Here is a 12,813-nt window from a genome sequence, read left to right on the forward strand (position 1 = left end):
ACAATTAGGGGAAAACATGGGGGTTAGTGGAGATGTTCGAGAATTTCCGGGGGATGGGCCGGAACTTCTGGCTCTACACCGTGGGCAGGTGGATATCACAGGCCGGATGGGTCGTGCAGGACGTCGCGGTTCCACTTTACGTGCTCGACCAGACCGGCAGCGGGGCGATGATGAGCCTCTTCATAATGGCCGAGCTGGTTCCGAGACTGCTGGTGAACCCCATAGCCGGAGTGATAGGCGACCGCTACGACAGGAAGAAGCTCATGTACGGCCTCGATATAGCGAGGGGAGTCCTCCTCTTCGCGGTCATAGGGTTCAACCTGCTGGGGATATACCAGCTCTTAGTAGTTCAGATGGTGATGAGCGTTATGGGAGCGTTCTTCTCGGCCGGCATAGTCGGGATGTTCCCCGACCTGGTGGAGAGAGAGCAGCTGGCGAGGGCGAACTCGATACTGCAGAGCGGCGGTCAAATACTCAGGATACTCGGCCCGATCCTCGGTGGGCTAATCTACGCCTTCGGGGGCTTGCGGCTTGCTATCCTCATAAACGCGGTCAGCTTCTTCGGCTCTGGGCTGTTTGAAATTCTGATCGAGTACCACAGGGAAACGCGGGAGCTCTCAAGCATCCGCGAAGTCTGGGACGACATGCTCGAGGGCTTCCGCTTCATGAAGAACTCAAGAAAGCTCATGGTGCTCGTGAGCTTCGGGATACTGCTCAACACCCTCCTCAACCCGGTGTTCGCGGTAGTTCTTCCCTACCTCGCCAGGATTGAGCTGGGTCTCTCTGCCGTCAAGTTCGGCAGCGTCGAAACCGCCGCCACCCTCGGCGCTCTAGCCGGAAACATGCTCATCGCTTTGAAGCTCGGTGAGAAATCCGAGGATTTCCTCTTCGGGGCACTGTTTGCCCAGCTCCTCTGCCTGACGGGCCTCGCCTTCGTGACGCGCTCCATCCTCGGAGAACTGGCTTATCCATCCCTACTGGGAATAATCGGCCTGATAGGGCTCTTCAACACCCTGGTTAACATCCCGCTCTTCACGAAGCTCCAGAAGGCGGTTCCCGATGACGTGCGTTCGCGCTTCTTCACTGCCTTTGAGACAATAATGATGGCAACGACCCCGCTGGGCATGGCCCTCGTTGGACCCCTCCTCGACGTCGCAGGAACCACTGTAATAATCCTCGCCCTCACCGTCCCAAGCGTGCTGATAGCCATGTATTATTACCTCCGCTTTAGGGAAACCGTTATAAACATCGGTTCAGAAACTGCGGAGGTGGTGCCGTGAGCCTCAACAGGAACTTCTGGCTCTTTGCGGTCGGCCGCTTCATAAGTCAGCTCGGCTGGGCGGTGCAGGACGTTGCACTGCCCCTCCACGTCCTTGACCAGACTCACAGCGGCTCGATGATGACCCTCTTCATCCTCGCTGAGATGATACCGGTCCTCATAATCATGCCCTTCGCCGGTGTGGTGGGCGACCGTTACAACCGAAAGCGCCTGATGGTCGGCTTTGATCTTGCGAGGGGAGCCCTTCTCTTCGGCGTCATCGCGTTCGACCTCCTGGGCATCTACCAGCTTCTGGTCGTCCAGGTGATCATGGCCTCCATGGGAGCGTTCTTCTCGGCAGGGACGGGAGCGATGTTTCCCGACCTTGTGGAACCCGATGAACTCGAGAAGGCCAACTCCACGGTCTCGTCGTTCACCATACTCGCCCGTCTCGTCGGCCCTGCCCTCGGAGGATTTATTTACGCCGTCGGAGGTATCAAGCTGGCCATCCTCATCAACGCGGTCAGCTTCTTTGGCTCGGGACTGTTTGAGATACTGATAAGGTACGAGTGGCGTACGAAGGAATTGGAGAGCTTTTCCCAGGTTATCGAGGACCTCAAAGAGGGCATCGGCTTTCTCCGCTCCAACAGATATCTCTCGACCCTTATGTTCTTCGCCCTCTTTATGATAGCCCTCGGTCAGCCCTTTGGGGCTGTAATCATGCCGTACTCCTACAGAGAAGTGCTGAAGTTCTCGAGCTACCAGTTCGGTCTTCTGCAGAGCGCCTTCATGGGAGGGGCGCTCATCGGAAACGGCCTGATAGCGATTAAATTCGGGAAGAAGGCCGGGAGGTACCTTTTCCACACCCTCCTCCTGGACGGGGTGATGATACTCGCCTTCACGTGGGCGATAAGTCCCCTCTCCGGCCTGGGGAGAAACGAGGCGTTCTTTTTCCTCGTGGGGATAAACATCCTATGGGGCAGCATAGAGGCCTTCATAGACGTGCCCATCAATTCGAAGATACAGCGTGCGATACCGAGCGAGCTCAGGGGCAGGGTTATGTCGGCAATGGCCGTCCTGATGCACCTCTCAAGCCCGCTCGGTCTGCTCGCCGTCGGGCCGCTCCTCGACAGATTCCCTGCCTGGGAGGTTACCGTGGCCATCTGGGCGGGCATGGCGGTTGTCGTCGCATATTTCTGGGCCAGGTATCGGGAGGTTCTGCTCAAGGAGCAGAAATACGGGGAAAGCGAAGAGGTTACTTGACTTCCTTCATCTTCCCCTCCCTCTTCTCAACGGCCCTTGCCATTATGAAGAGCAGGTCGCTGAGCCTGTTTAGGTAGACGAGAGCGTTTTGACCAAAGCCATAGTCGAGCACGAGCCTCGCAACGCTCCTCTCCGTTCTCCTGGCTACCGCGCGGCAGACATCGAGCTTGGCACTCGCGATGGTTGAACCTGGGAGAACGAAGGCCCTAAGCTGGACTTCTTCTTCATATTTATGAATAAGTCCTTCAAGCCATCTAACCTCCTCATCGCCAACCTTCGCGTACTTTCCCTTGCTCGCTATCTCCGCCATCAGGTCGTAGAGGTGAACCTGTATCCTCTCGAGAATCCCCGCCATCTCCTCGGGTACATAATGCTTGGCCTCCCCCAGGAAGCTGTCGAGCTCGTCTATGTTTCCGTTGGCTTCCATTATCGGTGAGTACTTCGCCACACGGTCTCCTGTGAAGAGACCGGTCAGACCCTTATCCCCTGTTTTGGTTGTGATGGACATTTTAACCACCTCTTTAATTGGTATCTGCACGCTTTTTAGCCTTTATGGGTGTTGATGAACACCTTGGGTGATAATTGGTACAAGAAACTGGTGGAAAAACTTATTTATACATTGATACCGTTTTTTCTCAGGTGATCCCCTATGAAGCGATGGAGTATCGTTTTAATGGCCCTATTGATTTTGAGCATTGTGCCGAATGTCGCGTTTCACGCGGTTTCGGCTGCAGTGATGACGATTCAAATAAACCCCACGGATGATGCATACGTCAAGGACACCGCTCCAGATTCAAACTACGGCTCCTACGGCAGCCTTTACGTCGGAACCTACTACATGGACAACGCGGATGAGAGGGCATATCTCAAGTTCGACCTATCCGGCATCCCGGACAATGCAGTGATAGTCAGCGCAGTGCTCCGCGCTTACACCTACAGCGGGGCTCACTCAACCCCAGTTAACATAAGCGCCTATGCAGTTTCCGACGATTCTTGGACCGAGGATTCTATAACCTGGAACACCAAGCCCTCTGCAGGGGAGCTTCTCGATAAGGACCTCGTTGATACAGATGGGTACCACTGGTCCGTCTGGAACGTGACGGACTTCGTTAAGGCCGAATTCTCCGGAGACAAGGTCGCCAGCTTCGTCCTCATATCGGACGTTGAGGGCAAGGTCACGGAGAGCATAAGTTACAACTCCAAGGAGAGCAAGTACGGAAACCACCCCTACCTTGAGGTGGTCTATTATGTCCCTGAGGGCCCGCAGTACCAGTCCATCAGGGAGATAAGGGAGAACTGGGAAGAGGACAAATACGTTGTCACCAGCGGTGTTGTTATAGGCACCCGTAACACCGGCTTCTTCATCCAGAACGGCACCGAACCCAACAGCGGAATTTACGTTTACACTGGAAGTACTCCCTCTGTGCAAGTCGGTGACGTCGTCCAGGTTAACGGAACCACCGCGGCTTATAAGGGGCTCTACGAGATATCCAACCCGAGCTACAAGGTGGTTGGAACCTCCGGGCTTCCAGAGCCCGTTGTGATTGAGGTTACCAACATGAGCGACGCCTACCAGAGCATGCGCGTCAGGCTGGAGTGGGTCAGGATTACCGAGGTTGATGGGAAGAGCATCACCATAGCCGACGACACCGGAAGCCTCACCCTCTACGATTACTATGGCATAATGGACGTCACTGCGGGCAACATATTGAAGTACGTCGAGGGCATAGGCTACAAGTACGACGTTATTGAGGTCTACCCGACCGATTACGAGCTTTACATTCCGTCCATACATATATCTGACGTCGTCAAACCAGACCGTGCAGTCAGAGGAATCTCAATGAACTTTGAGGTGACCGTTACAAACAACGGAGAAAGGGGCGACAACGTGACATTTGTTGTCTACGCCAACGGGATGGAGATTAAAAACATCACCAGATGGATTGAGAGTGGGGGTAGCATTAAGGAGTCATTCATATATACCCCAAGGGATCTTGGTGAACTTAGGATTGACATACAGATACTCACTGCGGACTGGGGCATTACTGATGAGAGGATATACGATTACAAAGTTGTTCCCAACCCCAACACCGTCTCCTACGGCCTGACGATGTATTATAGCCGCCAGTACGATTCCAGGCTCTCAGACCTTGAGAATCTCTACGAGAACTTCACCAACACGGTCTCAGAGCTCGTCAGCTACGGGGTATCCTTCGACAGCGACGTCGCGGACAAGATTAACTGGGTAAACGACAGCATGTCTGAGGTTATGGAAGAGTACTCGCTCTACGAGCAGTTCAAGAACCGCGCTGATAAGACTGGGTTCTACCTCCCCGCCATGATACACCTGCGTAAGGCGCTGTTCCTTGGCGAGGATGTCAAGGAGGAAATCCAGTTCCTCCTGCCCCACCTTCAGAGGGCCTTGGAGGAAATAAAGGCCGCTCAGCAGATGCAAGAACCGGGAAATGAAACTGAAACAGGGGCAATCCCTGGCAATGAGACCGCGGGAGTTCCAACCAACACAACCCAGAACGCCAGCCAGCAGACACCCGCCATGAACATTACCATAACGATCCCCAAGGTGCTTATCGATGCCTCCCATGGGCAGTACTACATTAACGAAGCCGGTGTCAGCTACCTCGTGGACAAGATACAGAGCGAGCTCGGCTGGGAGGTGGAGATAAACCAGCTCCCGCTCACATACGACCTACTCAAGGAGTACGACGTTGTGATACTCACCGACCCGAAGGACGACTTTACGCCCGCCGAGATTGAGAGCATCAAAAAGTACGTCGAGAACGGCGGAGGCCTGTTAATAGCGGGCGAATGGTACAAGTACGCCAACGTCGAGAACTTCAACGAGATAGTCGGTGACTATGGAATAACCTTCAACCCGGACGAGCTCATGGACGACGACCAGAACAGCGGCAGGCCTTACTATCCGTTCGTTGGAATATACAACAAGGCACACCCGGTCATGAAATTCGTGCCAGACGACTGGACGATGTACTACAACGGCAACACCCTCACAATAGGCGGCACCGCAGTGTGGCTCATCAAAGGCTACGACACCAGCTACTCAGTCGATGCCGACGGAAAGGTCGTCAGGATAAAGGGCACCAACCCGGTTATCGCGGCCGCCGTTGATCTCGGCACCGGCAGAATAGTTGCCTACGGCTCAAGCAAGGCCCTCAGCGACAGCTACAACTTCAAGTACATCAAGAGCAACTGGCCCTTCATCAAAGGTGCCCTCCTCTGGCTGGCCCACCAGGAGTGAGCCTCTTTTCTTCCCTTTCTGATTTTTCGCGTCGGCCTTCAGATTTCCTTCGGGGGCACCAGAATCCCAAACTCCGTTATGATGCCCCTAACGTACCGCCAGGGGGTAACGTCGAAGAGCATGTTTCTTACCCTGTAGCCCTGCCTCACGTAGGGCCTCTCGACGATTTCAACCTCACCGGAGCTCAGCTCCGGATGGAGCTTGAAGCTCTCGGCGGCGACGTAGAAGGGAACACCGTTGTCGTGGCAGGCGAGGGCGAGGAGATAGGTTCCGGCCTTGTTCACCGCCGCCCCATCGCGGGTAACGTTGTCGGCACCGACCAGGGTGAGGGTGGCCTTTTTTGCGAAAAGACCGAGCTGTGCGTCCGTTATCACCTCGAAGGGAACCCCGATGGAATCAAGCTCTCTCGCGAGGGCTATTCCCTCGTAGTCGGGCGCGCTCTCGGTTAGGATGGCCCTGAAGTGCTTTCCCTTCCTTCGTGCGGCCTTGAATATCTCAAGAACGGCCGAGGAGAATGAGTGTGTGATTACAACCTCGTTTTCGTCTATCAGCTCGCTCCCGATGTTGCCTATCTCGCGCTTTGCCTCCTCACCGAGCCTGATGAACTCCTCTGCCTTCGCTCTCACCCAATCCGGATCACCTGTTATCTGGATGAATCTCGCGAGGTTGTAGAGCGAAGCCATCGTACCGTTGACGGCCGGGATTTCCCTCTTCATCTCCCTCAGGGCGCTCTCAAGCTCTTCCCCTTCAAGGAGTTCGGAGAGGAGTATGTATGCCTCGGCGCCCCTTCTGGCCAGCCAGCTGGCGCCTCTGATTCTCTCGGCCCTCATCTCCTCTATGATTGAACGAACCTCGGGGGGAAGCATGGGCAACACCTTGCGTTATTGGCCCGGAACGCGGTTAATTCGCCTTTTCCCTTATCAGCGTTTCGCTACCAGCCCTCCTCGAAGCGAACCCCCTGCTCCTCCATGAAAGCCTTGGCCCTCTCTATCTCATCCTCGCTCTCGCCGAAGATTATGATGCCGATGTACCTGCCGAAGCCCTTCGGCGATGAGTGTATCCTCACACGGAACCTTTTGAGCGCCTCGATGAGAATCGGCGCCAGCTTGCTCTCGTCGGTTATCTCAGCCAACAGCTTTCTCTGGAGGAACTTCCTCTCGCCGAGGCGGGGGAGGACTTCCCGCTCAAGCATTGCCTTCATCTCGCGCGGCATCCCCGGAAGGACGAATATCCTGACCCCTTCGTGCTCGATGTACGCTCCTGGCGCCGCCCCCTCCCGGTTCTCAAGGGGTTCCGCACCTTCGGGCAGGTAGGCCATCTTCTTCCTTCCCTCGTTAAGCTCGGGGTCATCTATCAGACCCCTCTCGTAAAGCTCGCGGTAGAACTCTTTGATCCTTTTAAGGCACGGTTCGCAGAGGACAAAATTTTTCCCCAGAGCCTCTGCAACGGCGAGCATCGTAACGTCGTCGTGGGTCGGCCCGAGGCCGCCGGAAATGACCAGAACCCCCGGCCCTCTCGCGAGAATTTCCCGAACGGCGGTCTTTATCTCCTCGACGTCATCGCCAACGGTCGTCTTCCTCCTCACCCAGTAGCCCTTCTCGGTGAGCCTCTGGGCAATAACGGCGGAATTGCTGTCCACGGTGTTCCCGGTGAGCAGTTCATCGCCTATCGTGAGTATCTCGGCGAACATCACAATCACCGATGGATTTTCAGGGGAACTGCTTATAACCCCAGCGGAATTCCTTTGCAGGAAAATGTAAAAATCCAGTACCCTCAATAGCAGTTTTCACCACGAGTGAAAACAACGTTTAAGTATTTTATCGCGGTAAAATTCTCCGGTGGTAGCATGAAGGTGAAGGTTGGAGTCAATGGATACGGAACAATTGGAAAGCGCGTCGCCTACGCCGTAACGAAACAGGACGACATGGAGCTCACAGGTGTCACCAAGACGAAGCCGGACTTTGAGGCTTACCGCGCGATGGAGCTTGGAATCCCTGTCTACGCCGCGAGCGAGGAGTTCCTGCCGAGGTTTGAGAAGGCGGGCTTTGATGTTGCCGGAACTCTCAGAGACCTCCTCAATGAGGTTGACGTCATCGTTGACGCCACCCCTGGAGGAATGGGGGCGAAGAACAAGGCCCTCTACGAGAAGGCCGGCGTTAAGGCGATTTTCCAGGGCGGTGAGAAGGCCACCACTGCGGAGGTTTCTTTCGTGGCCCAGGCCAACTACGAAAAAGCTCTGGGAAAGGACTACGTCCGCGTCGTCTCCTGCAACACGACGGGCCTAACGAGGACGCTCTCGGCCATTCAGGAGTACATCGACTACGTCTACGCGGTCATGATTCGCCGCGCGGCTGACCCGAACGACGCCAAGCGCGGCCCGGTTAACGCCATAACCCCGAGCGTTGCCGTTCCCTCGCACCACGGCCCGGACGTCCAGACGGTAATTCCGATTAACATTGAAACGAGTGCCTTCGTCGTTCCGACCACGCTCATGCACGTTCACAGCGTAATGGTCGAGCTGAAGAAGCCGGTCGAGGCCGAGGACGTCGTTGATATCTTCGAGAACACTACAAGGGTTCTCCTCTTCGAGAAGGAGAATGGCTTCGACAGCACGGCCCAGCTCATAGAATTCGCCCGCGACCTCCACCGGGAGTGGAACAACCTCTACGAGATAGCCGTCTGGAAGGAGAGCGTAAGCGTGAGAAACGGAAGGCTCTTCTACATCCAGGCGGTCCACCAGGAGAGCGACGTGGTTCCGGAGAACATAGACGCGATAAGGGCCATGTTCGAGATGGCCGAGAAGTGGGAGAGCATAAAGAAGACGAACGAGAGCCTCGGGGTTCTGAAGTGACGCCGCAAGCCTTTTACATTTTTCTTTTGAAAGCCTCGCCCTTTAGGGCGGGGAGGAGGTCAGACCTCCGATTCCCGGTTCGATGCCGCTAGCGAAGGGTTAACTCACTGAAACCCCTAGCTAAGGCGGGGAGGAGGTCAGCGGAACGGCCAGTGGAATCCTCGCGGGCTATCTAAGGCTCACCGAGAAACTCGTGAAGGATAGCTATGTCTTCGAGCAGGGGCATGCGCTGAGGCGCGAGGGCAGGGTGTACGTTGAGTTTGAAGGTGAAAGGCCCTGGGTCGGCGGGGAGGCGAGGATAAGCCTTGAGGGCAGGCTCAGGGTCTGATGAGGTTGTTTCATTTTTTCATGATTTAGGTGCATTTGATGGGAAAAAGAAAGATTCAGACGAGCGAAGCGACCGAATAGATGAACACCAGGAGAAACAGCGCGCCTGCAAAGTAAGCTATCCCGTGGGGAATCCGGACGCACTTCGGGGGATGGACGTCTCTTGTTCTAAGGTACATCGCCACCGGCAGGATTCCGGCGTAAAGCAGTCCGCCGAAGGTTCCGGCGAGCCAGAGAGCACTGACGAAGCTCTTGAGCCCGGCGAAGTATATCAGCAGAGGCGGAAGAACTGTGAGCAGCCATGCAGTCCTTTTCTCAAGATTAAACGCCTCCCGGAGGTTGTCCATCTGGGCAAAGCCTATACCGATGTAGCTGGTGCTTATGGCCGCCAGCGGAAGAACGAGACCCAGGACTTTTCCGAGGGAGCCGTAGTAGTTCTCGAGGGCTGAAGTTGCCAGCTGTGGTGTGTCCGCTCCAAGTGCGCCGACGAATGCCAGGACAAAGAGGGCGTAGAATCCCATCGGCACGAGGTAGCCAATGAGGACCGCTTTTTTGGTCTTCTCCGCGCTTCCAAGCCCCTTGTACATCTCTGGAACGACCATGTGGCTGACGTAGGCGAATATGGCAACGCCGATTCCGGAGACGATTGCTGAAGGGTCTACGCTGGTCATGTTCACAGGGTCTGCCTTCGGAAGCATCAGAACCACTGCAACCGCAAGGGCACCCAACAAGAGGAAATTGAGTGCCAGCTCAGCCTCTCCCGAGGCTTTGAGCCCCATGAAAACTACCCAGCTCATGACCAGCCAGAAGATTACCGCCGCAATTGTGCCGTTGATCCCCGTGAGGGACGAGAGTATGTCGCCGCTTCCGGCGATGTAGGCTATGAGGGCTCCATAACTAAGAACCGAGATGCTCGCCAGCATGAGCCAGCCGCCGGCCTTTCCAAGGGTATCCCGTGCCAGCGACGTCATTGTGCCGCCTCTGTGAACCGCGAGCTCCAGCACGAACAGAGCCGTCAGCAGAGTGAGGAATCCAACCGAAATTATAACCGCGATTCCGGCAAAGCCGGCCTCCCGGAGTGCATACGGCAGGCCCAGAACGCCCGCCCCGATTTGAGTTCCAATAAGAATCGCACTTGCCTCGGCCAGAGTGAGCCTCTTCATGAGCACCACCGATGATTGAAGCAGGATTCATGGATTTAAGCTTTGTCTGGAAAGGACTGTTCCGTGGTGAATTAAAAGAACGAGGGCAGAACAGAGGAGCACACTAGAGTCCAAGTTTTTTCAGAACTTCCTCAGAACCCACGCCCCTCACCAGCAGGTTCTTCTCCCTGCCAGTCTCTCCCCTCAGGATGCTGACCTCCGCACCGAGAAGCTTCGAGAGGAACTTCACAAGTTCTTTATTCGCCTTTCCTTCAACCGGTGGGGCTTTTATTTTGACCTTCAGCCTTCCGCGCCATTCATCTATCCCCTCGATTTCGTTCTTCTTGGCCTTCGGCTGGACATAGACCAAGAGAAGCGTTCCGTCATTGGTCTCTTTCAGGAACTTCACGTCAATCCCTCCAGTCGTACTCCCACACGATATCAGGCGGGAACTCCTTCCGTTTAATTTTTTCGAGGATTTCCCTCGCAACGCGGTAGGCGAAGTCGAGGGTCTCTTTGTCAATCACGCCGTAGTTGAGTGCCATCTCAAGCTCGCCCTCGTCTAGGAGGAAGGCTTCCCCGCTCGGAAAGACGAAGATGTCGAGGAAGAGGTCGAGCATCTCAAGGGTGTTTCCTTCGCGCCTCGTGTAGGCCAGAACGTCGATGTAAAGCCCCCGAAAGTTGCCTTCCCTGTCGTAGACCTTCAGGATGTCGTAGTTCTCTCCGATGAAGGCGAAGTAGAGCATGCGGTAGCCGTTTTTGATGACCTCAACGCCGTTCACCCTGAGAGGGGCGAGCATGCCCTCGAAGCAGGACTTGGCCACGATGATGTCTCCCAAGTCGGCCACGATATCGTCGTGCCTCTCAAGAAGTCTGTTCGGAAGACGGCGGTAGAGGAGGTGGATTTTCATCAGGAACACCAAAAAGAGTTGGGTGGAGGATTACTCCCCGAAAATCAGCTCCCTGAGCTTCTCCGGCAGCTCTTCAATCTTCACCCTCGTCTGCTCCCTCGTGTCGCGGTCGCGGATCGTAACGGTGTTGTCCTCGGGCGTCTGGTTGTCTATCGTGACGCAGTAGGGCGTTCCTATCTCGTCGTAGCGCATGTAGCGCCTGCCGACGGTGTCCTTCTCGTCGTAGACCGCTATGAAGCCGGCCTTCTGGAGCGTCCTGAAGACATCGTAGGCTATGCTTTTGAGGGGCTCCTTGGCGACGAGGGGCAGAACTGCGACCTCAATCGGCGCCATGTCCTTCTTCAGTCTGAGATAGGTTCTGTCCTCCTCTATGACGAGGCTGTTCTCAAGGAGCAGGTAGAACGGCCTATCTATTCCAAAGCTCGGCTCAAGGACGTGGGGAACTATCTTCTCGCCCGTTATCTTCTCCTCGACCTCCTTGATTATGAAGTCGTCCTTTTCCAGCTCGTAGCCCTCGATGGTGATTCTGCCGTCCCTCGCCAGGACTTCAACCAGGTTCCTCAGCTTCTCCTCGTCCCAGTTCTGGATGAGGTCGTTTATCCTCTTGGCGTCCTTCTTCAGCTTCGGTCCGACGTGCTTCATGTTGAGGCTCACTTTGAGGTGCTTGACTATCCTGGGCTCATCGTAGTGGATGAGGACGGTCATGTCCGCGCCGCTCATCTTCAGGTGCTTGCTCAGGTCGTAGTCGCCGCGGTTGGCTATTCCAACGCACTCCACCCAGCCGAAGCGCTCGCTGTGAATCTCGGCGTCCCAGGTGTCGCGCGAATAGTGGGCGCGCTCCTCGGGCAGCTGCTGGCGGAAGCGTATCTTATCCTCGGGGATGCCGATATCGAGGAGGACGCGCTTGACCATGACCATGTAGTAGGCGAAGAAGGTGTTCATGATATAGCCCTTCTCCACGGCCTCCAGCGCGGTCATCTCAGTCGTGCCGAGGTTCTTGAGCTGGTGCTCTATTGGATAAAGGCGCAGAACCTCGTCCTTGACCTCGTCAAAGTGGGGATGCTCCGTTTCCTTCGGGTTGAAGAATATCTCCGCCTCCGCCTGGGTGAATTCCCTCAGACGGAGCATGCCCTGCCTCGGTGAAATCTCGTTGCGGTAGGCCTTGCCTATCTGGAAAACGCCGAAGGGGAGCCTGTTCCTGGCGAAAGCGTTCAGTCTTTTGAAGTTCACAAAGATGCCCTGAGCAGTTTCTGGCCTCAGGTAGCCCTTCTGGTCGCCGTAGGGGCCGATCTTGGTCTCGAACATGAGGTTGAAGTACCAGACCTCACCGAGCTCACCGCCGCACTCGGGGCACTTTATCCCGTGCTCGCGGATGAGTTCGGTGAGGTGTTCGGCGCTCATACCCTCGGTGTCTATTCCAAGGGCCTCCTCCACTATGTGGTCCGCCCTGAAGCGGGCCCCGCACTTCTTACACTCAACCAGCGGATCAACGAACTTTTCAACGTGACCGCTCGCGATGAAGACCCTCTCGGGGGTTATATCCGGTGTTTCCAGCTCGAAGAAGCCCTCCCTCTGGAAGGCCTCCCGTATTTTCCGCTCGATTTTCCTTTTTATCGTCGCACCGAGCGGACCGTAGTCATAGAATCCGCGTGAGCCGCCGTAGATTTCAAAGCTGCCCCATGCAAAGCCCCTTCTCCTCATCAAATCCTGAAGAATCTCGTATCTGTCGGGCTTCTCTCCCATTACTCACCACCTGAAACTGGAGTAAGGCCATTTCATAAAAA

At 55.6% G+C, this 12,813-nt stretch carries 12 protein-coding genes; 5 read left to right on the forward strand and 7 right to left on the reverse strand.

Features of this window, described 5'->3' with window-relative positions:
- Positions 1–32: 32 nt before the first annotated feature.
- Both FPV09_RS01930 and FPV09_RS01935 read left to right on the forward strand, forming a co-directional pair.
- Positions 33–1,280, forward strand: a complete 1,248-nt coding sequence (locus FPV09_RS01930; RefSeq protein WP_148882172.1) for an MFS transporter — start codon at positions 33–35, stop codon at positions 1,278–1,280.
- Complete coding sequence (locus FPV09_RS01935) at positions 1,277–2,521, forward strand: MFS transporter (protein WP_148882173.1); 1,245 nt, start codon at positions 1,277–1,279, stop codon at positions 2,519–2,521. Before FPV09_RS01930 ends, FPV09_RS01935 begins: the two co-directional genes overlap by 4 nt.
- Here the strand turns inward: FPV09_RS01935 and FPV09_RS01940 are convergent.
- The gene (locus tag FPV09_RS01940; RefSeq protein ID WP_058939622.1) at positions 2,514–3,029 is read right to left on the reverse strand and encodes a cob(I)yrinic acid a,c-diamide adenosyltransferase; all 516 of its coding nucleotides are present in this window, start codon (positions 3,027–3,029) and stop codon (positions 2,514–2,516) included. The genes FPV09_RS01935 and FPV09_RS01940 overlap by 8 nt on opposite strands.
- 189 nt (positions 3,030–3,218) lie before the next feature.
- Here FPV09_RS01940 and FPV09_RS01945 point away from each other — a divergent pair, with 189 nt between their 5' ends.
- Positions 3,219–5,798 (forward strand): CBM96 family carbohydrate-binding protein, encoded by a 2,580-nt coding sequence (locus FPV09_RS01945; RefSeq protein WP_246112290.1) that lies wholly within the window; start codon positions 3,219–3,221, stop codon positions 5,796–5,798.
- 38 nt (positions 5,799–5,836) lie between these two features.
- On the opposite strand, the gene FPV09_RS01950 is transcribed toward FPV09_RS01945, so the two are convergent.
- Entirely contained in the window at positions 5,837–6,664 is an 828-nt protein-coding gene (locus FPV09_RS01950; protein WP_148882175.1) for a translation initiation factor eIF-2B alpha/beta/delta subunit family protein, read from the reverse strand.
- A 65-nt stretch (positions 6,665–6,729) separates the two neighbouring features.
- Positions 6,730–7,488, reverse strand: coding sequence for a molybdopterin-binding protein (locus FPV09_RS01955; protein ID WP_148883606.1), 759 nt, complete (start codon positions 7,486–7,488; stop codon positions 6,730–6,732).
- Between the two features lie 156 nt (positions 7,489–7,644).
- On the opposite strand from FPV09_RS01955, the gene FPV09_RS01960 reads away from it, so the two are divergent.
- Together FPV09_RS01960 and FPV09_RS01965 are read left to right on the forward strand one after the other, a co-directional pair.
- Complete coding sequence (locus tag FPV09_RS01960; protein WP_148882176.1) at positions 7,645–8,649, forward strand: phosphorylating glyceraldehyde-3-phosphate dehydrogenase; 1,005 nt, start codon at positions 7,645–7,647, stop codon at positions 8,647–8,649.
- A gap of 193 nt (positions 8,650–8,842) precedes the next feature.
- Positions 8,843–8,977: a hypothetical protein gene (locus FPV09_RS01965; protein ID WP_246112291.1), complete on the forward strand. Its 135-nt coding sequence runs from the start codon at positions 8,843–8,845 to the stop codon at positions 8,975–8,977.
- A gap of 55 nt (positions 8,978–9,032) precedes the next feature.
- Here FPV09_RS01965 and FPV09_RS01970 read toward each other — a convergent pair whose 3' ends face one another.
- The 4 genes from FPV09_RS01970 to glyS form a co-directional block, all read right to left on the reverse strand.
- Positions 9,033–10,139 (reverse strand): aromatic amino acid transport family protein, encoded by a 1,107-nt coding sequence (locus FPV09_RS01970; protein WP_148883607.1) that lies wholly within the window; start codon positions 10,137–10,139, stop codon positions 9,033–9,035.
- A 103-nt stretch (positions 10,140–10,242) separates the two neighbouring features.
- The gene (locus tag FPV09_RS01975; protein WP_148882178.1) at positions 10,243–10,527 is read right to left on the reverse strand and encodes a DUF167 domain-containing protein; all 285 of its coding nucleotides are present in this window, start codon (positions 10,525–10,527) and stop codon (positions 10,243–10,245) included.
- A 1-nt stretch (position 10,528) separates the two neighbouring features.
- Positions 10,529–11,029 (reverse strand): DUF402 domain-containing protein, encoded by a 501-nt coding sequence (locus FPV09_RS01980; protein ID WP_148882179.1) that lies wholly within the window; start codon positions 11,027–11,029, stop codon positions 10,529–10,531.
- A gap of 30 nt (positions 11,030–11,059) precedes the next feature.
- Positions 11,060–12,772: a glycine--tRNA ligase gene (gene glyS / locus FPV09_RS01985; protein ID WP_148882180.1), complete on the reverse strand. Its 1,713-nt coding sequence runs from the start codon at positions 12,770–12,772 to the stop codon at positions 11,060–11,062.
- Positions 12,773–12,813: the final 41 nt, after the last annotated feature.

This window comes from Thermococcus aciditolerans (assembly GCF_008152015.1).
Taxonomy (GTDB): domain Archaea; phylum Methanobacteriota_B; class Thermococci; order Thermococcales; family Thermococcaceae; genus Thermococcus; species Thermococcus celericrescens.

Excerpts from the sequence above, each read along its gene's own strand:
- FPV09_RS01950 (WP_148882175.1), bottom strand. The coding sequence starts at position 6,664 with ATGCTTCCCCCCGAGGTTCGTTCAATCATAGAGGAGATGAGGGCCGAG.
- FPV09_RS01930 (WP_148882172.1), top strand. The coding sequence starts at position 33 with ATGTTCGAGAATTTCCGGGGGATGGGCCGGAACTTCTGGCTCTACACC.
- FPV09_RS01970 (WP_148883607.1), bottom strand. The coding sequence starts at position 10,139 with ATGAAGAGGCTCACTCTGGCCGAGGCAAGTGCGATTCTTATTGGAACT.
- FPV09_RS01980 (WP_148882179.1), bottom strand. The coding sequence starts at position 11,029 with ATGAAAATCCACCTCCTCTACCGCCGTCTTCCGAACAGACTTCTTGAG.
- FPV09_RS01940 (WP_058939622.1), bottom strand. The coding sequence starts at position 3,029 with ATGTCCATCACAACCAAAACAGGGGATAAGGGTCTGACCGGTCTCTTC.
- FPV09_RS01955 (WP_148883606.1), bottom strand. The coding sequence starts at position 7,488 with ATGTTCGCCGAGATACTCACGATAGGCGATGAACTGCTCACCGGGAAC.
- FPV09_RS01960 (WP_148882176.1), top strand. The coding sequence starts at position 7,645 with ATGAAGGTGAAGGTTGGAGTCAATGGATACGGAACAATTGGAAAGCGC.
- glyS (WP_148882180.1), bottom strand. The coding sequence starts at position 12,772 with ATGGGAGAGAAGCCCGACAGATACGAGATTCTTCAGGATTTGATGAGG.